This is a genomic window from Enterococcus sp. 125944, from assembly GCF_051909435.1.
Taxonomy (GTDB): domain Bacteria; phylum Bacillota; class Bacilli; order Lactobacillales; family Enterococcaceae; genus Enterococcus_D; species Enterococcus_D gallinarum.
On the sequence record NZ_JBQASY010000014.1, the window covers coordinates 55,397 to 77,857 of the forward strand.

The window sequence follows — 22,461 nt, forward strand, 5'->3', positions numbered from 1 at the left end:
CGCCTGCAAAGGCAGCACGAATTAGGGTGGTAACACGAGTCAGTCGTCCCTTTTATCGTTATTGTAACGATAAAAGGGACGACTTTTTGCTGTGAATCACTGCGACTGACATGCAAAGCATGGCAGAGCAGATGATGAACAGTACTAGGGGACCGAAGGGAACGTAGTCACCACGTCTCGAATCACTGCGACTGACATGCAAAGCATGGCATGCAAGTCACACTGAACCAACCATGTTCAGAAGCAATGATAGGTGAAACCACGAGAAACGATAAGGTAATAAAAAGTAAATGTTCATAGGAGTCGATTGAAAAAGGAGTGAGAAGATGCCAATCATCATCCCCAAAGAATTACCGGCAGCAGCTATTTTGCAGCACAACATTTTTGCTTTACAACAAGAGCGAGCTATCAAACAAGAAATTCGCCCTTTGAAAATTGCGATCGTCAACTTGATGCCGCAAAAAATCACTACAGAAAATCAATTGTTGCAGCTTTTGTCCCAAAGTCCTTTGCAAATCGAAGTAACATTATTGAAAATGCAGCAACATGAAAGTAAAAATACTAGCTCGACTCATCTAGACAAGTTTTATGTCGCATTTAAGGCAGTCAGTGAGGAACGTTTCGATGCCTTGATCATTACAGGAGCACCAGTCGAAAAAATGCCTTTTGAAATGATTGATTATTGGCAGGAACTTCAGGAAGTCATGGCTTGGAGTCAAACAAATTGCACATCGGTATTGCATATCTGCTGGGGAGCACAAGCTGGGCTGTACTATCATTATGGTATCGAAAAAGTGCTTCATAAGCAAAAACTTTTTGGTATTTTTGAACAGCGAGTGATCGAGGCTCATCCGCTGATACGAGGGTTTAATGATTCCTTCATGATGCCCCATTCTCGTTATACGGGGATCAATGAGGCGCAGCTGCAACTTGCACCTCTGAATGTGCTTGTTACAGGAATAGAGACCGGTCCAGCACTCTTAGTTTCCCATGACCATAAAAATAGTTTTCTTTTAGGGCATTTGGAATACTATACAGAAACGTTGAAAGAAGAATATTTGCGAGATAAAGCCAAAGGGCTCAAAACGGCACTCCCCAAAAATTATTTTTCCGACCAGCAAGGAACGGTCATCAATCGCTGGCGAGGGCATGCGTCCTTGTTTTTCAGTAACTGGATCCACGAAACCTACCAGCGCACGCCCTATGATTTACAGATTCTGCCAACGCGTACTGGTTATTATATAGGTAATGAATGGGAGGGCGGACATAGGCGGCAGTGACTTTAGTCAATGTTTTTTTCAGTGAAACAAAAGAGCGCTAGACAAAGAAGGTTGATCTGAAAAGCCCGCTAGTTTTAAACCAGCGACTGCTGTACTCATTTACTGCTACCCTCCATCAATGGTCAGGTTTTCCACAGCGAATGATCAAAACAGCTCATTTTGCTTCATTGTTTCACAAAAGGCTATGATTGCTTCATTCAACTCATCAACGAACAATTTGGCAGTTAAGGCAACTAGTTTCACTACTATCGTCAGAATCTTGCGACAACGGCTTTATCCCTCTTCATCGAGCACACTAAACAAAGAAAGGAAAATACGATTATGACTGTTGATATGACGACTTTTTTAGCACAACTAGGCAATCGTTCGGATCAAGCGACGGGAGCTGTCAGTGCACCAATCTATCTCTCTACCACCTATGCGCATCCTGAATTAGGTCAAAGTACCGGTTATGATTATACACGTACCAAAAACCCGACGAGAGAGCTATTAGAATCCGGGCTGGCTACCTTAGAAAATGGCGCTCGAGGAATCGTCACGAGCTCAGGTATGAGTGCGATCGCATTGATTTTTGAACTTTTCCCAAGCGGCAGTGAATTTCTCGTATCAAGAGATTTATATGGGGGTAGTTATCGTTTTTTTGAAGAGTTACAAGCGCGCCAGATTGCTTATTTTCATTATTTCAATACGCTAAACGAACTTGAAGAACAAATCAGTTCAACGATTGCGGCGGTCTTTTTAGAAACTCCGACAAATCCATTGATGACAGAAATCGATGTGTCTGCGGTCGCCGAGATCGCGCATCAAGTCAATGCTTTACTCATCGTTGACAATACTTTTTTGACACCATTGAGACAAAAACCGTTGGAACTAGGCGCAGACCTCGTTCTTCATTCTGGGACCAAGTTCCTGACAGGTCACAATGATATTTTGGCTGGTGTGATCATTGCAAAAGAAGTCTCCCTTGGTGAACGCTTGACCTATCTTGCCAATACCACTGGCCCAACTTTAAGCAGCTTCGACTGTTGGTTGTTCATTCGCAGTTTAAAAACGTTGCCGTTACGGTTTGAAAGACAAGAGCAAAACGCAAAAGAAATCGCTGCGTTTTTAAAACGCCAACCAGCAATCAAAGACGTACTGTATCCTGGTGTAGGAGGTATGATCAGTCTTCGGTTAAAGGAGGCAGTGAAAGTCCGTTCATTTTTGAAGGAACTCTCAATTTTTACATTTGCTGAAAGTTTGGGCGGAGTTGAAAGTCTCATCACTTATCCTACGACGCAGACACATGCAGATATCCCTAAAGAGTTACGGGAGTCCTATGGTTTGACGCCGGATCTCTTGCGGCTCTCTATTGGGATCGAGAATAGTCAGGACTTGATTGCGGATCTTACGCAGGCATTGTCTTACATCTAAAAAAACCCCTTTTTGCGAGTACTATAGAAAGATATAGCGCAAGTCTTTACTAGAGTTTCTTTATTGACAGTTTTTGGTGTATAAGATAAAGTTACACTACATATGAATAGTTAGTCCGATGATCAACTGACTACAGCAGGAAATGTAAAGTTGTAGTTAAGTACTAAGTATTCTATCCAGTCATTGCGTCTATTTGCGACAATCACAAGAAAGGGATCGTTGCTTCTGTAGGCTTCGCTCAAAGGGGGAAAAAGGGGAAGAAAAAAATGAAAATAAGTTGGAAAAAATGGGTTAGCGTATTTTTAGGCGTATTGGTTTTTGCTTTGGCAGGCTGCAGCAAACCTGCCTCAGAGGCAACTACAGTAAAGCTTGGGGTTGTTGGAGAGCAAAATGAAGCTTGGGAATATGTTCAGGAACAATTGTTGGAAAAAGAGCAAATCAATCTACAGCTCGTTAAATTTACTGATTATCGTCAGCCCATCCTGGCACTAGAGGACGGTTCGATTGATCTGCACGCAGCCTTGACAGAGATTTTTATGGATAATGTCAATCAGGAAAGCGGATATTCCAATACAACGATTGCTTATACCACACTCAATCCACTGGGGATTTATTCAGACAAAATCAAAGACATTGCTGAATTGGCTGATGGTGCTACTGTCGCGTTACCAAATGACGTTTCAAATGAGAGCCGCGCATTATTGTTGCTGCAGACGGCCGGGGTGATCACATTGGATCAATCAAAAGGTCTGCTGCCAACGACGAATGATATCACCGATAACCCGAAGCAGCTGACGTTCAAGTTGCTGGATGCCAATCAGACCGCGCGAGCAATAACGGATGTCGATATTTCATTGATTAACAATGGGATGGCTGTTGATGCCGGATTTGTGCCAACAGAAGATGCGATTTTCTTAGAGCCTGTCGCAGATTCGTCCAAACCTTATTACAATGTGATCGCGGCCCGAGCGGAGGAAAAAGAAAATCAGACGTATCAGACGATCATTGAGTATTATCAAACAGATGAAGTCAAAGAAATTATTGATAAAGTAACAAAAAAATCAAGTATACCTGTATGGTAAGAAAGTAGGAGAACGATGAAAAATTGGAAAAAAGGATTGATTGGGACAGCGATTATCAGTATAGGTTTATTCTTAGCTGCGTGCTCCTCATCCAGTACACAAGATTCAACAACAAAAACTTCAACTCAAGCAGGAGATAAAGAAACGTTCACATATGCGATCAGCGGTGATCCAACGTCAACGAATCCAATCAATACGAGTGACCGTTGGGGGCTGACTGTCACCAACATGATCTATTCTCCTTTAGTGATTGTTGAAGCGGATGGAACAACCCAAAATGCACTAGCAGATTCCGTTGAGCCAGCTGAGGATGGCTTGTCCTTGACGGTTCATTTGAAAAAAGATGTGAAATGGTCAGATGGCGAAGCCTTTACCGCAGAGGATGTTGTTTTTACTTATGAACAAAAAGTGAAAAAAGAAAACGGCAATGCAGATGCGTTATGGGTAGATGGAAAACCGGTCAGCATTGAAAAAGTTGATGATTATACAGTGAAGTTTGTGTTACCTTCTGCAAGTGCAGCGGCATTAAATAATATCGCAACTGAAACGTATATCATTCCTGAACATATTTATAAAGATGTGACTGATTTTTCTGTTAGCGAATTGCCTGAAACCCCCGTAGGAACAGGGCCTTACAAATTAAAGGAATACAAGCGCGGCGAATATTTTACTTTTGAAGCCAATGAAAACTATTACGGCGGCGAAGCAGCAATCAAAAATGTGACGTTGCGGATCATTGAAAGTACTGATACGGCTAAAGTCGCTTTACAAAAAGGCGAAGTAGATGCGGCAGTTGTCTTGCCTTCTGATATTGAAGATTTGGATGAATCAATGATCTCAGTATATCCGTATACTGAAAATCGGGTTGGTTATCTAGGATTGAATACTCATTCTGATGCCCTCAAAGATGTCAAAGTAAGACAAGCGGTTCTTTATGCTTTGAACAAAAATGAAATGAATCAGGCAGCGTATTTGAGTGATGAATATTATGATACGCCATATTCTTTCTTGCCACCGAACAATCCTTACGCGACCGAAGACGTGGAAAAATATGAAACAAATGTGGAAAAAGCCAAAGAACTTTTGCAAGAAGCGGGTGTATCCAATCTCCAACTGAATCTAGCATTTACTTCAACGGATCCTGCACAAACGATTCAGGCAACATTGATTCAACAACAATTACAGCAAGCAGGTATCAACGTTTCATTGGAAGGCGGCGATGGAACAGCGATCTTTACAGAATTGAAAAAAGCCGGTTCGACAAAATACAATTTATTTTTAGGCGGTTATATCATGGGAAATGACCCAGATCTTTATGGTATGCTTTTCAAAACGGATGGCAGCTCAAATTATTTCCAAACACAGAACAAAACTACCGATAATTTGTTTGCTAAAGCAGCGGTCGAGTTAGATGAAACAAAACGGAAAGAGTTATATGACCAGCTGCAACAAGCCATTGCCGATGATGCTCGAATCTATCCTATCGTAGATAATAAAAAGATTTTAGCCGTCAACAATCGCATTGCCAATGTCGAAGAAGCTGGCTTGATTCCAATCTACACATTTGAAGATATGTCAAAATTGACGATCAAGTAACATGAATGGTTGTGACAGAAGTCAAAGAAAGACGGAAAACATAGACGGATTCGCCTTCTTTAAAGTTGGCGGATCTGCACCAAGAAGTTGGGCTGTGCCCTAAGTAACATCCAGATGAAAATGCCTGAAATGGTTGAGATAGAGGTAGACGCTGAAGGTACAACCGCTCTTGTATGACAGGAGCCATCTCAAGTTTCTTCGGATATCAGTTGGATGAAATACTTAGGTTCTTGCTCCTCTGGTGCATGCGATTTGTTATCTGTCTAGCTGCCTTCTGTCATGATTTTTTTTGAGAGAAAGAAGGGAAACTATGTTCCGATATATTATGAAGCGAGTATTGCAGGCTATTCCTCTGCTATTCGTTATTTCATTCATCGTTTTTTCACTGATTCATATCGCACCTTATGATGTGATCGATTCAATCACAACGCCAAATATGACACAAGAGCAAATTGATCTGTTGCGGCAACGCTATGGATTGGATCAACCATTTCTAGTGCAATACTTTCTATGGATCAAAAACATCCTTACAGGGAACTTGGGATTTTCATTAGTATCCCAGAACAGTATCGCACAAGAATTAGCGGTCAGAATCCCTAATACGATTCGACTGGTTCTGCCAGCGTATCTGACTGCATTGTTGTTAGCAATTTTACTCGGACTGTTGGCGGCAGCAAACAAGGGAAAAGTATGGGATCGTCTGATCGACGGTATCGCTTCTTTAGGAATCGCGGTGCCTACATTCTGGTTTGCAATGATTTTGATTTATCTTTTTGGGTATCGGCTGAATCTGTTTTCTATCATTGGGATGTATACTGTTGGAAAAGAAGGAGATTTCAACGATTTTCTGCAACATTTTATTTTACCTTATGCAACACTGACGGTCGCTTTTTTCCCAGAATTAACTCGGTACATTCGCGCCTCAGCTACGCAACAAGTATCAGAAGATTATGTCGTTGTACAGCAGGCATTTCACGCTACGAAATGGCAGATTTTTAGCCGTCATATCAGTCGCAATGTGTTGATCCCGATCGTGACGCAAATTGGTTTGGCACTGCCAATGCTGGTCACAGGAGCAATCATTACAGAAACCATCTATGGCTGGCCAGGGGTCGGTCCTTATTTGATGAGTGCTACGAAAAGTTTGGACTATCCCGTGATCATGGCAATCATGTTGCTGTCAGCGACCTTAGTTATTTTAGGCAATCTATTGGCGGATGTTCTTTATTCGATTGTTGATCCAAGAATACGTAAATGAGGGAATCGTTCATGAAACGATTGAAGAAAATCAGAAAGGCGATTTTCTCTTCTCCAGTTTACGCCTTTTCTTTTATCTTTTTGACGTTGCTGATTTTGTTGTCATTAGCGGCACCTTTGATTCCAATCGATCCGAATGCGACGGATGTCAGCAATATGTCCCAAGCACCTAGCTGGGCCCATCTGTTCGGAACGGATGAAGTTGGACGAGACTATTTCATTCGAGTTGTCTACGGCGGTCGGGTCTCGTTATTAGTGGGAGTACTAGCGATGATTACAGCGACATTGATCGGCACGATGGTCGGTTTAGCTGCTGGATACTTTGGCGGTTGGGTGGACAGTCTTTTGATGCGTCTTGTTGATGTCTTGTCTTCCATTCCTTGGTTGGTATTAGTGATTGTTTTAAGTGTCTTTCTGCGTCCGGGATTGACGACGATCATTATTGTGATTGGCGGCTTTTCGTGGATGAATATCGCTCGTCTGATTCGGGGAGAAACACTTGCTGCGAAAGAAAGAGAATATGTTGTCTATGGTAAGTTTATTGGTCGGACATCCTTTAGTATTATTTTCCGCCATATTTTTCCAGCAGTTTTACCTACGCTGATCGTGGCAGCTTCTGCCAGCATCTCAGGAGCGATCATGACAGAATCTGCGTTGAGTTTTTTGGGAATGGGAATCCAACAGCCAATGGCTTCTTGGGGGAGTTTGCTGCAAAATGCCCAAAGCAGTTTGCAACGAGCCCCTTATATGGCAATTCTGCCCGGCTTATTCGTGATTTTTACCATCTATTCATTTAATAATCTGGGGGACATGATCAAACGTGTCTTGCAGCGGGAGGTGTAGCAAGCATGACAGAGCCATTACTGACGGTGAAAAACTTAAATGTGTTTTTTCATAGAAAACAAGGAGATCAGCAGCTGCTGAAAGAAATCGACCTAGTCATTCCTAAAGGACAAGTCGTGGGGATCGTCGGTGAATCAGGCAGTGGCAAGAGTATGACGATGAAAAGCGTGATGGGGATCTTACCAGAAAATATCTCCGACTCCTTTGACTCGTTTGTTTTTGAAGGCAAACCAGTTGTTGATCGCAGCAAATTACCGCTAGCCATGATTTTTCAAGATCCAATGACATCATTGAACCCTTTGCGAACCATTGGGTATCACTTGATTGAAGTCATTCGCAGACATCAGAAGATGTCAAAAAAAGCTGCGCAAACAATTGCCATTGCGGAGTTGAACAAGGTAGGGATCCCCCTTCCTGAACAGCGGATGAAGCAGTATCCCCATGAATTATCAGGGGGGATGCGGCAGCGGGTCATGATCGCTATGGCACTGTTGGCACAGCCGAAGTTGCTGATTGCAGATGAACCAACGACTGCATTAGATGTAACGATTCAAGCTCAGATCTTGGCATTGATCAAGCAATTGCAGCGAGCAGAGAACCTTTCGGTCGTTCTGGTGACCCATGATTTTGGGGTTGTCGCTGGCATGTGTGATTTTATCAAGGTGATGTACCAAGGAAGAGTGGTAGAGGAAGGGACTACTGAAGAAATTTTCTATCAACCTCAGCATCTCTATACGAAGCAACTGCTCGAGGCCGCCCACTTAGGGGATAAAGAAGAAACAGTTGTCTTTGACTATCAGGAAGAACTTCCTGATGTGTTACACGTTCGGGAAATCTCTGAGACGCATCGTGTTTGGGAAGGAGGGGCAAGCAATTGAAGGAATTGATACGAGTCGAAGAGGCCAGCAAAACGTTTCGAAGCAAAAACTGGCGTGGGGTAGTGACAGAAGTGCGCGCAGTAGAGAATGTTAGTTTGACGATCCATCGGGGCGAAACTCTAGGCCTTGTAGGAGAATCAGGCAGTGGTAAAACAACATTAGGCCGTAGTATTTTGAATCTGGAAACTTTATCTGCAGGCAAAGTTTTTTTTGAGGGACAAGAGCTGGCAAGTTTGTCACCAGAGGAACAAAAGAAACGCTATCAGCAGATGCAAGTAATTTTTCAAGATCCTTATTCTGCGTTGAATCCACGAATGACTGCTTTGGAGTTAGTGATGGAGCCTTTACTGAAAGAAACGAAAGACGCTGCACGAGCAAAGGCTAAAGAGATACTTGCGATCGTTGGAATCAAAGGAGAGGACATCCATAAATTTCCTCGGAATTTCAGTGGTGGACAACGTCAACGGATCGGGATTGCTCGAGCAGTCGTTAATCGACCAGCCTTTGTCTTGTGTGATGAACCAACTTCTGCATTAGATGTGTCGATTCAAGCGCAGATCATTCAATTACTTCTAAAGCTGCAAAAAGAATTTTCATTGTCCTATTTATTTATTTCCCATGATTTATCCGTGATCCGTCATATCAGTGACCGCACCGCAGTCATGTATCAAGGAAAATTGGTTGAATTGGCGCCAACAAAACGACTCTTTGAAAGCCCTCAGCATCCTTATACAAAGAAACTATTGGCAGCAGCACCAATCGCTGATCCAATTCTGGCTCGAGCAGCAATGGATCAGAAAGACATCCAAGAAACGATCACTTTAAGTCCTCTTTTTGAATGGATAGAAGTAGAAAAAGAACATTATGTAAGGAGAGAAAAAAATGACAGTTGAAACCTTAACACTGGTTCAAGGAAAAGATAAATTAGAATTACCACAGCAAAATGGCAACTGGGTCTTGGCTCGAGAACTAGGATACTCACCGGTTCAGATGCTTGTAACTGCAGCCGCAGCTTGTGGCGGTTATGTGTATACTTCTGTTTTGGAAAATTCTCATGTGCCTGCTGAGATTGAAAAAATCGAAGTCAGTTATACGAGAGATTCTACGAAGAAAGCAGAGCCGATCTCTTCGATCCAGATCGATTTTTATGCGCGGATTTCAGCGGAATATCAAGAAAAAGCCATTCGCTGTCTCAAACTCGTTTCTCCGAATTGTCCAGTCATCCAATCATTAGATCCAACGATCACGGTAGCAGAAACAGTTCATTTCATTTAATTCAAACAACACAAAACACGTTAAACAAAAAGGCAGCTAGTCAAAAGAAATTCGACTAGCTGCCTTTTTTAATAAATAATATTTTCGCGAATTGACCCGATATCTAAAACCAATAGTTTCCGGTCTTGAGTTTTGATAGCACCGCTTTCTCTCAACCGCTGCATCATTCGATTGACACTACTTGCTGAAGTGATACCGCAAAAGCGGGCGATTTCCTCATTGGTTACCTCAAAATCAATCAAGGTTCCTTCACCCACTGGTACCCCAAAGGTTTCGTATAATTCATTCAATTGTGTACAGACCGCACCAAATTTGCCATTCATCAGCATTTGCTGCATTTTTTTCATGGAGTACATTAGATTTTTGCGATAGTACTCTTTGACATAATCTTGTAACGCCCGATTTTGATTGACATCTGTCCAGAATTGATCGCGCACGATCTTATATAATTCGGCTTCTTCTGACTCGACACGCACATTGAAGGGCGCTTCGACTTCTTGTGAAGATTCATCTTTAAAAAGAGAAACAATATCGAAATCATTCATATAGCGCAAATTGAATTCACGCCCCTCATGAGTGACGACACTTGTCTTGATGATCCCTTTTTTCAAAATATAGACATAACGATCAGGGATTCCTTCATACGTCAAATAACTTCTTTTTTTACGTATGACTACTGGAATATTATTTTGTTCTAAATAGTCCATTAATAGCTGTTTTACCAAACAAAGCACTCCTCTTATTCCTATAGTGTTTCCTTTTCAATGAACAGTCACATTCGCCAAATCTGGGTGAATATTCTTTTTTAATTAAAGAACATTCTAACTCAAAAAGCAATAACAAATGTTAATGTATTATGTTTTTGCGTTTTTTCAGCAACAAAAGCGAATTTGCGCTCTTGAAATATCAGGTATAGTTAGACCTGTCATCTGAGAAAGAGGATGATGAAACAAAGAAACAATAAAAAAGGAGCAAAACACGACATGTCAGAACAGGAGCAACAAACAGAAAAACTATGGAACAAAGGTTTTATTACTATTACATTGATTAATTTTATTGTTTTTCTGGTCTATTATTGTTTTGTCGTCATCACGGCAAAGTTTGCTACGCAAGAATTAGGGGCTTCCGCTGCACAAGCTGGGTTTGCAGCAGGGATCTATATTATAGGAACATTGATTGCCCGCTTGTATATTGGTAAGGTATTGGAGCTAGTTGGACGAAAAGCCATCTTACGTTGGGGAATGATTTTTTATGTCATAACTACGGCGGCTTATTTGATTTCATCGAATATCATGATTTTGGATGGTGTCCGTTTCTTGAATGGTTTCGCCTATGGAGCAGTGTCTACAGCGGCAAATGCAATTGTTACAGCGTACATCCCCTCTTCAAAACATGGAGAAGGAATCAACTACTATGGATTAAGCACGAGTTTAGCAGCTGCTGTCGGTCCATTTATCGGAATGCTGCTGTTACCCTCTTTTGGTTTTGATTTTATTATCCTATTAGCAACTGCTCTTTCGATAGTAACAGCCATTGCTTGTTTCGCTTTCCCAGTGAAAAATATTTCCTTAACACCAGAACACCGAGCAGAACTAAAGAAATGGTCATTCAGCAGTTTTGTTGAGCCAAAAGTCTTGTTTATTTCAGGTCTGGCCTTTTTGATTGGGTTGTCTTATTCCAGTGTATTAGGTTTCCTTTCTATCTATGCTGGAAATCTTGGCCTAGAAACCGCAGGCGCATTCTTCTTTGTTGTTTATGCATTATCCGTAACCTTCACTCGACCAATGACAGGTCGCTTGTTTGATCGTCGTGGTGCAGATGCAGTGATGTATCCAAGTTTTATCTTCTTGACATTAGGATTGTTCTTGTTGAGTATTACTGGCAATAGCTTGATGCTGTTGATTTCTGGCTGTTTTGTTGGACTTGGCTATGGTACATTCATGTCTAATGGACAAGCCGTATGTCTAAAAGAAGTCGATTCTCATCGGATCGGTGTTGCACTTTCTACTTATTTCATTGGTCTAGACTTAGGATTAGGTGTCGGTCCTTATGCATTAGGTAGCTTAAACGGGATGTTTAATTATTCTCAAATCTATATCATTTGCGGAGTGATTCCAGTCGTTGTTATTGTACTGTACAAATTCTTTTATAAAACCAAAAAAGTCGTCGAAAGCGCCGCTATTTCAGAACGTTCGAGAGAAGACTAAAGACAAGGAGTGTAGGAATAATGGACAGCAATCAATTGATTTTAGAAGCACTGAAAAATTTGGTAAACAATGTCAATGAATTGAACAAAGAAATCCATTCGATGGAAGAAGTAAATCAACGTTTGACGATCGAGCAAGTTGAGATTGCTCACGAATTGAAAAACATCAAGCGTGTGTTGATCAACGATAATATCATTGGCTGATCAACGTTAATCAAAGTGGCAGAGCAGTAGTATTGGGTTCCACTACTGCTCTGCCTTAATTTTTGCCCAAGATACGGCAAAAAAAACGAACGATTCTTAAAAAACAGCTGTCATTAAAGGGACTAAAATTGAAGACCACTAGAATCTGTGCTATAGTTTGTCTGGGTAGAGATACCTAAATAAATCAGAGTAGGAAATAAAGCGTTAAGTGCCGAAAGGATGGGATGTTGCCTTTTGGACGAAGAACGATTCGTTCGCGGTTTTATTTTCGCATTCGCTGCATGAATTTGTAGCAGCTCTAAAAGGAGATGCTCGTTATGAAAAGAAAAGTCGACGCACACATGATCGCGGTCATGGGGCTTTTGATTGCCCTGATGGTGGTCTTGTCGCAAATCTTGGGGTTTGAAACAGCCTATTTGAAACTCACCTTCACTTTTGTTCCTGAGTTGATTATGGGGATGCTTTTTGGGCCATTCTGGACTGCTGTAGGGGCTTCGGTCGCTGATATAGCAGGAATGATTTTATTCCCTAAATCCGCTTATTTCTTCGGATTTACGATCAATGCATTCGTAGGTGGGTTGATCTACGGTTACTTTTTTTATAGAAAGGAAGTAACTTGGAAACGGGCAGCAACAGTGGTCTTGCTGAATACCCTTCTGATCACATTGATTTTGACACCGATCTGGTTGGCAATGATGCTGAATATTCCATTAACAAGCTGGGCAATTTGGTCGGCTCGATTGATGAAAGCTGTTATCATGTTTCCTATTCAGACAGTTTTGATCTACTTTGTTGGGCGCGCAGTGCCCTATAAACGCTTGACTCGGCGTTTTACCTAATCATTTTAGCAACAAAAAAAGAATAAAAAACAAACATCCATTAAAGCGAACAGTACACTTGAGTGTGTCGTGTTCGCTTTTTTTACCTTAAAAGGCATGCTAAAATAGGCTGATGTAAAATAAGACGAGGAATTGATGAACTGGAGGAATTTATGAATAAAAAAGGAATCCTTATGGGTGGCTTTATTTTGCTTCTGTTGCTCATTATAGGAGGAATGAAGTGGCTGATGGACCAACAGTCAAATGGGGAAGAACCGACAAACGCTTCACAAACAACGTCAACAAGTTCTCTAAGTACCGAGTCGAGTATTCCCGAACAATCAACTGAGGAGGAAACGACGATTGATAAGCGGATTGACCAAATGAGTCTAGAAGAAAAAGTCGGGCAACTATTTTTTGTACGAGTGCCTGAAATCAATCAAGTCGAAGATATACAAACCTATCATTTAGGCGGCTATGTCTTATTCGGACGTGATACGGAGAATGAGACAGCTGAGACGTTGAAGCAAAAGATTGCTGATTATCAGCAAGCCAGTTCCATACCTTTGCTGATCGGAATGGACGAAGAAGGGGGAACTGTCACTCGAATCAGTCGCAACCCTGCATTGGTACAAACACCATTTTTATCCCCTCAGCAACTTTACCAACAAGGGGGCTGGCAAGCAATTGAAGAAGATACTGCTCAAAAGGCAGCTATTTTCCACGAATATGGCATTTCTACCGGTCTGTTTCCGGTCGCCGATGTATCCACTGACCCTAATTCATTTATCTATGATCGGACCATAGGTTTAGATGCAGCAGGAACCAGTGAATTTGTTCGTAGAAACATTGCCGTTTTAAAAGAGAATCGGATTGGTTCGACATTGAAGCATTTTCCGGGTTACGGCAATAACCGTGATTCACATGTAGAGATCGTTACCGATGATCGTCCGTTAGAAGAGTTGGAAACGAATGATTTCTTACCTTTTGAAGCCGGGATCAAAGCAGGAGCTGACAGTATTTTAGTCTCACATAATATTGTCACAAGTATTGATGACAGCGCACCAGCCTCTATCTCGAAGCCTGTCCATGAATTATTGAGGAAGCAGCTGGGGTTCAAAGGAGTAATCATGACGGATGACATGGATATGGCGGGTCTAGCTGACTTTATTTCTCAATCAGAAGCAGGGCTGAGAGCATTAGAAGCAGGGAACGATTTAGTGATGTCATCTACCTATCAGCAACAGATCCCAGTGATTGTGGATGCTGTCAGAAGTGGTAATTATCCGGAAGCAGCCATCGATGCTTCCGTCAAACGAGTACTTGAATGGAAAGCTTCCATTGGATTAATCAATTAAAGAAAACGATCTGAAAGACACTTTTTTCTGCTAACAAGTATTGGCGCAGAAAGAAGACTTTCAGATCGTTTTTTTATCCTATACAGATTTTTCCGGCAGCAACATTATAAAAAAGGTTCTTCAGATGGTGCCACTGTCAAAAGGACTTTGGTTGCTAATTCTGATAGTTCAGCAGCGTAGGCAGATTGACCTAAAAAGTGTAGGATCTCAATTGCTTTTGTGATTGTTTGTTTTCCAGTTTCGATTTCACCATGGAAGATCGCGATGATCCCTTCGAAATAGCGGATCATCAATCGAATCCGGTCGTTATCCAATGGAATATTTTTGGTCATATAAAACAAAATTTGTTTAAGATGATCGATCTGATTGCGGTCAATGAAAAGAAAGGCAGCGTTAGTCAACAACTTAGAATAAATATGATAATTGAGACTAAGCAAATTATTATAAAATTCCTGCTTGTTTAGTTGCTCGATTTGAAACAAAATATATTCGTCCGTGAAAAGAAACATTAGATTTGCAAATATGGTAATCTCAAATTTTCCCCAGGTTTCTATTTTGTCGAGGTAGCTCTTTATCGCTGCCTCGATTTTTTCTGTTTCATCGATGGTATGTAGAAAACCCTTTTTCTTTAGGATCAAATAGTACTGGCTATAAAGAAGATAGTAGAAAAAGTCTTGTGTTTCTTGGTAGGTTGTTTTTGACTCGTCAATCAAGATTGCTAGCTGATCATAATCATGTTGGTAATAAGCATTGTGAAATTGTTTCGAGAGTTGCTTCTTTTCATTTAATTGATTGTTTGTCAAATGATACTCAAATTCTTCGAGAGTCACATTCAAGCGATCAAGGTATTTGTAAAGAATATCAAAAGCAATTCGATGACCTTTTTGTTCAAAAGTAGCTAACGTGCTCCGCTCAGATATATCGGCTGCTAACTTTCTTTGGGAAAGATTACGTTCAGTACGTAACTTTTTCAGTAATAGATTGGCTTCCAAAAAAGCACCTCCTAAATGCACCTAGAAAATAGGTGGACGAAAAAATAGTCCAAATCAACTATAGTACTATTTTCCAATTAAACTGAAGGAAAGTCAATTAAAGGAGGAAAAGAAAATGTTTCAATTATTTGGGTTTCCATGGGAAGTTGTTGAAAATATGATCAACATTTTTTCTTTCTTACGCTAAAAGTTCGTTCAGTAAATCTGATCAACATCAGATTTCAGTAACGCAAAAATAGGTGGTTTCTAGTAATAATTTACTATTTGCTCCTCCAAGGTCGTTGACCTCTCCCCAAAGTCCTGCTTAGCAGGCATTCCAGGCTGTCGATCTTAGGAGGAAACAGGAACTTGAAGTAGGAAAAAGCAGGAAAACAGCGATTTCTGCTTTTTCCTATGTTTAAATCAAGAATGATAGACAGAAAACCAGTGGCATTCCAAAAAGGAAGCCACTGGTTTTTTAGTTTATCGAAAAGTCGTTGATTGTCAGATATTCCTCCCATAAAGCGTCAAATAATGGCGACAACTCTTTTAGAGTCTCAGTTTCTTCCATGACATAAGCAGGATACTCAATTGCTGGCAACAATCTATTTGCTGGAACGATGTAATAGTCAAAGTCTTTTTCGTGGTTTCTTACGATATCATAGTCAACAAATTGAATTTGATCTAATAAAAAACTGATTTGCTGAATGGCTGATAAATTCAATGAAGGAATGATTCCCACCTGTAATTTTTGTAAATGATGCTGTTGATAAAACGGATATATGAAAAAAGTCAGATAGTCTAGGACTAGCGATTTGGCTTTTTTGAGCCATTCATAACCAACACGTCGAGTGTATTTTGTCAAAAATGGACGAATCTTTTTCTGTAGATTTGTAAATCCTTTCTTTTGAAAGGATAGATTCAACTCATTTTGAGACCAAAAATCAATCAATAGGCCATTGTTTGCATAAAAAATATACAGAATAATGAAGCTATCTTTTTGAATTTCAGAAAATACTTCTTCATCAAAAGGGATCCCAACGATTTCCGGTAATAATACGTGACTAAAATCAGCCATAAACTCATGAAAAATAGGATCATCTTCTTTGATCTGTTCATAGAAATCACAAAGTAGAGCAGCTCTTTCTGGTGTTGGCTCAGCGAAACGGACTAGAAAGAACAGCATTCCTTTGACATAATTGATCTGATAAGTTACTTGTTTTTCGTCAGTCATAAATGCCGTAAAATAATTTTCTAGGGGATGGTTCATCTCTGAAAATAATTTTTCAAAACCATTGATTGGGTTAAGCAAATAGCCTTGTTCGAATCGAAGTTTGGATACAAATAAAATGACTAAGATCAGTCGTTGGTTAACAGGAGAAAACTTTTGTAATGCTAATTCGTTGATCAAAACCGTTTGATCACTGAAGTCCGTTAAGTAATCCGCTTCTAATGGTGAGTTCTCTAGATAAGTTAAAATTTGAACGTAAAATGAACGGATATTGATTTCATTTCCAGTCAGTTTCAACTGAGAAACATTCAAATGGATTTCTTTTCCCAATAAATAAGTCTTCAGTGGTTTAAGTGCCCGGGTGATCGTTGAATGACTGACAAAATGAACAGTTGAAAAATCATTGATGGTCATTTCCGGGTTCATGATCGATGTAAGTAGAAGTTGGAAAGCAAGGCTTTCCTGAATCAAATACTTCTGATAAAGTGAATAGGAAAGTGGTTCTTCTAATGAACGAACCTTGAAACCTTTTTCACATAACGAAACTTGGTAAAGCGTTGAAAACTCTTGTTGCATTTCCTCTATGAGTGGTGCTATCCCGTGATAAGACAAGCCCAGATGCTCGGCGATTTTACTGATATTGATTGGTTGATTGGTATTCTCATTTAAATAAGTCAAAATTGCTAATTTTTTCTTTGCATGATTGGTGAGTAACAGATCTTCAAACATAATCATCCTCCTTTTAAAAATATTATCATAAATATTATTTAATAATAAATCAAAAATGTAAGTTTGAGATGCCAATTTTTGATTAAAAAAGTTCTTCTTTTGTCGTGTTGTGTAATTAAATAATCTCGGTGTAAAATTATCATTGGATTTTATGTGAAGAAAATCGCTATTCAAAAATAGCAGATTTTCTCTTTTTTTTATGCGTTTTTTTAGAGTAAAAGAATCACTATAGAATAATTATTCGGTCTTTAAATATATGTACGTAATTAATAAACGAACGATATAAGAAGATTTTTTGTTTTTAAAATAACACATAATACCTGTTCCTACAAGTTAAAAAACAGTGACAAGTGCGTGTACTTATTTTTATCCATGTGATTTCAGTAAATAGACGATGCTGATCCTTAGGAAATCCTACATGCTGAACTTAGAAAAAGGCGGTACAAAAGCTTTTTGACGATTATTCTTAGCGAACAAGAGAGATGTTAGTTGTGCTTTTTTTGTTTACATGGAAATAATCTGAAAAATTGTTGTCCATTTAGGAGTGAGAATGGTTAGGAGACAATTGAGAATGGCGTGGGTTTCTTCAAAAACGATTATTTTTATTATCTTTCACGAAATGGTGACAAAACCTAATAAATATAAGTTGAAAAGCTAGTGCTGATGAATAGAAAAACAAATGTATTTTTACTTCTGGGCGAGGGATAAGTCGTCTTGATTGATAAAAAAACGTAGGGTTGTTAGACTGGTTTTAGAGGAAAAAAAGGAGGACGTAAAATGAAACACGGATTTAGAGATTATTTAGGAGCAAATGAGCGGGAGGCCGGTTATAACTTATCTTGGGGCTCAATTTTCGCAGGAGTCGTGACGTTTATTGCATTATTCATGACATTTTCATTAATCGGCTCAGCGATCGGCTTTGGAATGGTAGAACCTACTTCAAACAACCCGCTGGATGGTGTGGGAACAGGCTTGATGATTTGGACTGTTGTGACACTGATTCTTTCATTATTCGGCGCAGGATTTGTTTCTGGTGTAGCAGCTAGACGCGTTGGTTTGGTACATGGATTTCTTACTTGGGCAACCAGTATGATCGTTACGATCGTTATGTTATCATATTTAACGATTGGGGCTTTTTCTGTAGTTGGTTCACTATTGGGCAATATCGCTTCAGCTGTCGGAAGTGGCGTAGAGAATGTCGCATCGGGAACAGCAGATGTCGCATCAAAAGCCTTTGATGAAATTACAGGAAACATGGGAGATATTGATACAGATCAATTGCAAGCGGACGTCCGCGACGTATTAAAAGACACTGACGTTCCTGAATTACAGCCAAACTATTTGCAAGATCAAGTTTCTGATGCAACGAGTGATATTACCGATGCAGGTAAGAAAATCGCTACGGATCCAAATAAAGCAGACGAAATCATCGATGATCTTTCAACAAAATTACAAGATCGGGCAACGAAAATCAGCGATTCCGTTGATGAAGATGCCATTTCAAATGCGGTAGCAAAAAATACCGATCTAAATCAACAAGAAGCACAAGAAGCTACCCAAAATATTGTCAATGGGTTGCAAAAAGCTTCTGACGAAGCACAACAGCAAATTGAAACAGCACAACAAAATCTTGAACAAGCAAAACAAGATATCGATCAAGCAGTCAAAGATGCGCGTAAAAAAGCTGATGAAGTAAGTGATGCAACTGCTAAAGCATCAATTTGGGGCTTTGTAGCAATGGTCTTAGGACTAGTTCTAACATCGATCGGCGGCATGGTCGGAGCGAACTTAGTCAAAACTGCCGATCATGAAAATCGGATCTAAAGGAAAAAGGCAAACACGAAAATAGTAGTGAGTGACCAATCATCGATGCAGTATCTCCATGGGAGACGGATCATTGATGGTTGGTTTTTGTATCAACAAGTCATTGCCTCCAATGGTGAAAACTTAAACGATTACTATCAAAATATATCCAACCATAAGCCCTCTGAAGAAGCTGTTTTTCTAAAAGTTGAGAAAAATAGCCGGAGTGCTAATGGTTGGATTTTTTATGTTCTTTCAATAGTTATACTGCTTACTGGTTTGGTAGTAATAGGCGTACAGTAGTTCCTTCATTGACGCGAGAGACAACGGTCAAGCCATATTTTTCCCCGTAGAGTAACTTGATTCTTTGATCGATATTCTCCAATCCGATACCAGAATAATGTTCGATCGACTGATTCTTATTCAACGAGGATGCTTCATCAAAGCCGATACCTGTATCAATGATTTCGATGATTAGCCCTGATTTACTGATGCGAGAAAAGATTTGAATATAGCCTTTTTCTTCTTCAGGAAACGCATGCAGATAAGCATTTTCGATGATTGGCTGCAAGATCATTTTAGGAACCAAACAATTTTCACATTCTTCTGCGGAGAAGATCGTTGATTGAATCCGGTCACCATAGCGAACGTTCATCAGGATCAGATATTCTTCTACGATGGCTAGTTCATCCTTTAATGGAACGATCTCTTTGCGGTTGAATGTATGGCGAAGCAATTGAACGAAACTATCGATGGCTTGAGTTGCTTTCTCTTGTTCATTTTGCCAAATCAAAAATTTGATTGCTGTTAGTGTATTATAAACAAAATGGGGTTGAATCTGCATCTGTAAGGAACGGATCTCAAATTTGCGTTTTTCCGCTTCGGTGATCATCAAATGGTCGACATAGGATTCTAAATCCTCCAGCATCAAATTATAGGCACGACCTAGTTCTTGCGTTTCATACGTGCCATTGATTGAGACTTTATTGCTGAAATCACCTTGTGTGACTGCCGGCAGCTTGTCGATCAATTGATAGATAGGTTGTGTGATTGTTCGAATGATCCAGAAAGCGAACAGACTAAAAAGCAAAATACTAAGAAAAGCGATCAGTACGGCTGGTTTGATCAGATTCATATTGCGTACTAAATGAGATTCATCTAGCAGATCATAAAATGTGAATTGATAAGAATAAAGAGGCATTTGATTAACAGAATCATTTTTCACTTCGATCATTGCTGGATCAAAAGCTGTTCCTAATTTTTGTTCTTCAGAAGTGGACAAGATCTGTCCTTGATCATTGACCACGTAGATGGTATGCAATGTTGTGTCTAACAACTGCCGATAAATAGAAGAAAAATCAGATTCTTTCAAAAAAATCAATGCGTAACCGAATAAAGCATCGTCTTTCATTAATTTCCGCACGTACATCAGTCCTGGTGAATGGCTCGTAGAAGTGCTCAACCCTTGCTCCAGAAAATAGTATTGACTAATAGCCTCATTTTCATTGATTTGCTGCGTAAATTCACTTGCCAAAAAAGTTTCAACCGACTGGTTTCGGACAGCATCATTTTGAAAGAATGATCGTCCGTTCGTTCCAATCAATACCAAGTTGGAAGGAATCGTTTGAAAAAGCGAGCGAGTATCTTTCAACTGTTCATTGAGTTCTAAAATCGTTCTTCCCTGATTTAGCTGTCCTTTTAAATAATTTTCTACGGCTTTACTCTCATCGACGACATCAAAAATACGATTGATATTCTCATTCAAGCGCTCATAATCTTCCTGGATCTTATCCAAAAGCAAGCGGTTCGAGCTCTGATACGAAGCCACATAAGCATCTTTGGACCGTCCATAGATAACGATCACTGTCAGTAAACAAACACTGATTACTCCTACCACAACAAACAAAAAGATTCGGCTGAACAATTCATTTTTTTTGAGCCACTGTTGGATTCTCATAATTGGTTCAACCGCCGATACTTAGAAGGAGTGACTTGAAATTCTTTTTTAAAGATTCGAGAAAAATAGCTGATATCGGAATAACCAACTGCTTCACTGATTTCTGACAAATTCAACTCAGATTGGGTCAGCAACTCTTTGGCTTTTTCTAGACGTGTATTTTTTAGATAATCAGAGAAACTCATTTTTAATTTTGAAGAAAGGAAAGCTGACAAGTAGGTATAACTAAAGTGGAACGTTTCTGCCAACTCAGATAGTGAGAGGCTCTTCATATAATTGTCTTGAATAAAGCGCTGGATCGAGACCAGTAAGTCATCTTCATCCATAGGGGAAAGAGTCGTCAATTGCAGACGTATCTCATCGATCGTTGACAATAACAAATCGGAAAAATCTTCTAAATACAAGACATGACCGATCTCATGGAGAAATTCCGCTCGCAAGCGACTAAAGCGGGAAGCTGTTGGAAATTCTTCTTCTAAACGGGACAACAGCGTATAAAAAATACTGCTGGCCTGCTGCTTCAGAAAGTTAGGATCGACATTTGATAGAATCATCTCATTGAAATAGTCTTCGATACGTGTAATCCCCAATAAAAAATTATTGTCTAATAATGCCCGTAAAAATTTTTTTGTATCAAAACGATCACTTTCCATATACAAAAAAAGCTCTTGTTCCAAGACAAGCCGCTGCTGCTTATAAAAAAAAGATTGTTCACGACTTTTATCTTTTAGAGTCAGAAAAGCCGAACGCAAGTCTTCAATCGATTCAAACGGGCATCCAAGGGTAAAAAAGGCATTCGGTTCGGTATAGTTCAACTGGTCCAAACAATTTTTCAAAGAAGCAAAAAAATCACTTTCTTCTGCGTAACTGATCAATAGTCCCGCATCATTATTACTGGTCTTGAACGCCAATGTTTTCAAGCGAGAATTCGATTGCGAAAATTCTGTCAATGCATGAAAAAGCTGTTCAGTAGAACGAAAATAACTGACATTCGTATAAAGAAAACATAGTTGCTGTTTCATAGCTATTTCAAGATAGTCAGCAAAAGGAGTAAGTGGTTCTTCATACCCAGCCAGATAGCGATTCAAAGATTCTTGTAATGGGACCTCAGCGGTTATTTGGCGGGTATCAGATTTTTTTTCGCGGATGGTGTTTAGGGCTTTCAGCAACAAAGCAGGCGTCAATGTTGGCTTTAGCAAGTAATCAATGGCACCGTTCTTAAAAGACTGACTGACATAGTGAAAATCATCATAACTGCTCAATACCAGAAAATGGATAGATGGGTATTGTTGTTGAATGATGGTTGTTAATTGGATGCCGTCCATTTGCGGCATTTTTAAATCTGTGATCACGATCTCTGGCTGTAATTGCTGGATCAGGGTTAGAGCCTCCTGTCCGTTTGCTGCATCTCCTAGCAAGCGAAAACCTTCTTGCTCCCAACGAATCATATGTTTTAAACCATCACGAATAGTGGTCTCGTCATCCACAAGCAAGACTGTATGTAAATGATGCATGGTATCCCCCCTATTTCTTTATTCTAGTATAAACGCTTTCATAAAA

At 39.9% G+C, this 22,461-nt stretch carries 19 protein-coding genes and 1 riboswitch; of the genes, 14 read left to right on the forward strand and 5 right to left on the reverse strand.

Translation table 11 applies throughout. The annotated features are described in order from the left end of the window. The first annotated feature begins 326 nt into the window (after positions 1-326). The 9 genes from ACTFWY_RS12300 to ACTFWY_RS12340 all read left to right on the forward strand — a co-directional run bounded on the left by ACTFWY_RS12300 (position 327) and on the right by ACTFWY_RS12340 (position 9,624). Complete coding sequence (locus tag ACTFWY_RS12300) at positions 327-1,280, forward strand: homoserine O-succinyltransferase (protein WP_170081274.1); 954 nt, start codon at positions 327-329, stop codon at positions 1,278-1,280. Between the two features lie 321 nt (positions 1,281-1,601). Next, a complete protein-coding gene (locus ACTFWY_RS12305) occupies positions 1,602-2,693 on the forward strand; it encodes an aminotransferase class I/II-fold pyridoxal phosphate-dependent enzyme (protein ID WP_081131476.1) in 1,092 nt (363 codons plus the stop codon). Between the two features lie 266 nt (positions 2,694-2,959). Beyond that, positions 2,960-3,775 (forward strand): MetQ/NlpA family ABC transporter substrate-binding protein, encoded by an 816-nt coding sequence (locus tag ACTFWY_RS12310; protein ID WP_103299481.1) that lies wholly within the window; start codon positions 2,960-2,962, stop codon positions 3,773-3,775. 15 nt (positions 3,776-3,790) lie between these two features. Beyond that, on the forward strand, positions 3,791-5,371 hold the full coding sequence (locus tag ACTFWY_RS12315) for an ABC transporter substrate-binding protein (protein ID WP_423118832.1): 1,581 nt from the start codon (positions 3,791-3,793) through the stop codon (positions 5,369-5,371). Between the two features lie 310 nt (positions 5,372-5,681). Further along, positions 5,682-6,629 (forward strand): ABC transporter permease, encoded by a 948-nt coding sequence (locus tag ACTFWY_RS12320; RefSeq protein WP_439926979.1) that lies wholly within the window; start codon positions 5,682-5,684, stop codon positions 6,627-6,629. Between the two features lie 11 nt (positions 6,630-6,640). Then, a complete protein-coding gene (locus ACTFWY_RS12325; RefSeq protein ID WP_003125985.1) occupies positions 6,641-7,471 on the forward strand; it encodes an ABC transporter permease in 831 nt (276 codons plus the stop codon). A gap of 5 nt (positions 7,472-7,476) precedes the next feature. After that, positions 7,477-8,349: an ABC transporter ATP-binding protein gene (locus ACTFWY_RS12330; protein ID WP_103299485.1), complete on the forward strand. Its 873-nt coding sequence runs from the start codon at positions 7,477-7,479 to the stop codon at positions 8,347-8,349. Further along, the gene (locus ACTFWY_RS12335; protein ID WP_103299487.1) at positions 8,346-9,242 is read left to right on the forward strand and encodes an ATP-binding cassette domain-containing protein; all 897 of its coding nucleotides are present in this window, start codon (positions 8,346-8,348) and stop codon (positions 9,240-9,242) included. Before ACTFWY_RS12330 ends, ACTFWY_RS12335 begins: the two co-directional genes overlap by 4 nt. Continuing rightward, positions 9,232-9,624: an OsmC family protein gene (locus ACTFWY_RS12340; protein ID WP_060813947.1), complete on the forward strand. Its 393-nt coding sequence runs from the start codon at positions 9,232-9,234 to the stop codon at positions 9,622-9,624. Before ACTFWY_RS12335 ends, ACTFWY_RS12340 begins: the two co-directional genes overlap by 11 nt. A gap of 68 nt (positions 9,625-9,692) precedes the next feature. Here ACTFWY_RS12340 and ACTFWY_RS12345 read toward each other — a convergent pair whose 3' ends face one another. Beyond that, positions 9,693-10,349, reverse strand: a complete 657-nt coding sequence (locus tag ACTFWY_RS12345) for a Crp/Fnr family transcriptional regulator (RefSeq protein ID WP_003125990.1) — start codon at positions 10,347-10,349, stop codon at positions 9,693-9,695. Positions 10,350-10,607: 258 nt separating this feature from the next. Between ACTFWY_RS12345 and ACTFWY_RS12350 the strand changes: the two genes are divergently transcribed. The 4 genes from ACTFWY_RS12350 (at position 10,608) to ACTFWY_RS12365 (ending at position 14,210) form a co-directional block, all read left to right on the forward strand. Continuing rightward, positions 10,608-11,831 (forward strand): MFS transporter, encoded by a 1,224-nt coding sequence (locus ACTFWY_RS12350; RefSeq protein WP_113849489.1) that lies wholly within the window; start codon positions 10,608-10,610, stop codon positions 11,829-11,831. Positions 11,832-11,851: 20 nt separating this feature from the next. Then, entirely contained in the window at positions 11,852-12,034 is a 183-nt protein-coding gene (locus ACTFWY_RS12355; protein WP_003125992.1) for a hypothetical protein, read from the forward strand. A gap of 183 nt (positions 12,035-12,217) precedes the next feature. After that, positions 12,218-12,316: riboswitch (THF riboswitch) on the forward strand. Positions 12,317-12,342: 26 nt separating this feature from the next. Then, entirely contained in the window at positions 12,343-12,873 is a 531-nt protein-coding gene (locus ACTFWY_RS12360; protein ID WP_029486579.1) for a folate family ECF transporter S component, read from the forward strand. A 152-nt stretch (positions 12,874-13,025) separates the two neighbouring features. After that, entirely contained in the window at positions 13,026-14,210 is a 1,185-nt protein-coding gene (locus ACTFWY_RS12365) for a glycoside hydrolase family 3 N-terminal domain-containing protein (protein ID WP_103299491.1), read from the forward strand. A gap of 104 nt (positions 14,211-14,314) precedes the next feature. Here the strand turns inward: ACTFWY_RS12365 and ACTFWY_RS12370 are convergent, their stop codons facing one another. Both ACTFWY_RS12370 and ACTFWY_RS12375 read right to left on the reverse strand, forming a co-directional pair. Next, on the reverse strand, positions 14,315-15,202 hold the full coding sequence (locus tag ACTFWY_RS12370; protein WP_423118830.1) for an Rgg/GadR/MutR family transcriptional regulator: 888 nt from the start codon (positions 15,200-15,202) through the stop codon (positions 14,315-14,317). Positions 15,203-15,659: 457 nt separating this feature from the next. Further along, the gene (locus tag ACTFWY_RS12375; protein ID WP_439926982.1) at positions 15,660-17,141 is read right to left on the reverse strand and encodes a helix-turn-helix domain-containing protein; all 1,482 of its coding nucleotides are present in this window, start codon (positions 17,139-17,141) and stop codon (positions 15,660-15,662) included. 777 nt (positions 17,142-17,918) lie between these two features. Between ACTFWY_RS12375 and ACTFWY_RS12380 the strand changes: the two genes are divergently transcribed. Further along, entirely contained in the window at positions 17,919-18,965 is a 1,047-nt protein-coding gene (locus ACTFWY_RS12380; protein WP_423118788.1) for a hypothetical protein, read from the forward strand. Positions 18,966-19,215: 250 nt separating this feature from the next. On the opposite strand, the gene ACTFWY_RS12385 is transcribed toward ACTFWY_RS12380, so the two are convergent. Beyond that, positions 19,216-20,901, reverse strand: coding sequence for a sensor histidine kinase (locus ACTFWY_RS12385; protein ID WP_138372156.1), 1,686 nt, complete (start codon positions 20,899-20,901; stop codon positions 19,216-19,218). After that, positions 20,898-22,415 carry a response regulator transcription factor gene (locus tag ACTFWY_RS12390; protein ID WP_423118787.1) on the reverse strand — a complete coding sequence of 506 codons (1,518 nt, stop codon included), beginning with the start codon at positions 22,413-22,415 and terminating at the stop codon, positions 20,898-20,900. Before ACTFWY_RS12390 ends, ACTFWY_RS12385 begins: the two co-directional genes overlap by 4 nt. Positions 22,416-22,461: the final 46 nt, after the last annotated feature.

Bases quoted from the DNA above. Each gene is read 5' to 3' on its own strand.
- ACTFWY_RS12315 (WP_423118832.1), top strand. From the start codon at position 3,791: ATGAAAAATTGGAAAAAAGGATTGATTGGGACAGCGATTATCAGTATA.
- ACTFWY_RS12355 (WP_003125992.1), top strand. From the start codon at position 11,852: ATGGACAGCAATCAATTGATTTTAGAAGCACTGAAAAATTTGGTAAAC.
- ACTFWY_RS12320 (WP_439926979.1), top strand. From the start codon at position 5,682: ATGTTCCGATATATTATGAAGCGAGTATTGCAGGCTATTCCTCTGCTA.
- ACTFWY_RS12325 (WP_003125985.1), top strand. From the start codon at position 6,641: ATGAAACGATTGAAGAAAATCAGAAAGGCGATTTTCTCTTCTCCAGTT.
- ACTFWY_RS12340 (WP_060813947.1), top strand. From the start codon at position 9,232: ATGACAGTTGAAACCTTAACACTGGTTCAAGGAAAAGATAAATTAGAA.
- ACTFWY_RS12365 (WP_103299491.1), top strand. From the start codon at position 13,026: ATGAATAAAAAAGGAATCCTTATGGGTGGCTTTATTTTGCTTCTGTTG.
- ACTFWY_RS12305 (WP_081131476.1), top strand. From the start codon at position 1,602: ATGACTGTTGATATGACGACTTTTTTAGCACAACTAGGCAATCGTTCG.
- ACTFWY_RS12390 (WP_423118787.1), bottom strand. From the start codon at position 22,415: ATGCATCATTTACATACAGTCTTGCTTGTGGATGACGAGACCACTATT.
- ACTFWY_RS12310 (WP_103299481.1), top strand. From the start codon at position 2,960: ATGAAAATAAGTTGGAAAAAATGGGTTAGCGTATTTTTAGGCGTATTG.
- ACTFWY_RS12300 (WP_170081274.1), top strand. From the start codon at position 327: ATGCCAATCATCATCCCCAAAGAATTACCGGCAGCAGCTATTTTGCAG.
- ACTFWY_RS12350 (WP_113849489.1), top strand. From the start codon at position 10,608: ATGTCAGAACAGGAGCAACAAACAGAAAAACTATGGAACAAAGGTTTT.
- ACTFWY_RS12360 (WP_029486579.1), top strand. From the start codon at position 12,343: ATGCTCGTTATGAAAAGAAAAGTCGACGCACACATGATCGCGGTCATG.
- ACTFWY_RS12385 (WP_138372156.1), bottom strand. From the start codon at position 20,901: ATGAGAATCCAACAGTGGCTCAAAAAAAATGAATTGTTCAGCCGAATC.
- ACTFWY_RS12380 (WP_423118788.1), top strand. From the start codon at position 17,919: ATGAAACACGGATTTAGAGATTATTTAGGAGCAAATGAGCGGGAGGCC.
- ACTFWY_RS12375 (WP_439926982.1), bottom strand. From the start codon at position 17,141: ATGTTTGAAGATCTGTTACTCACCAATCATGCAAAGAAAAAATTAGCA.
- ACTFWY_RS12330 (WP_103299485.1), top strand. From the start codon at position 7,477: ATGACAGAGCCATTACTGACGGTGAAAAACTTAAATGTGTTTTTTCAT.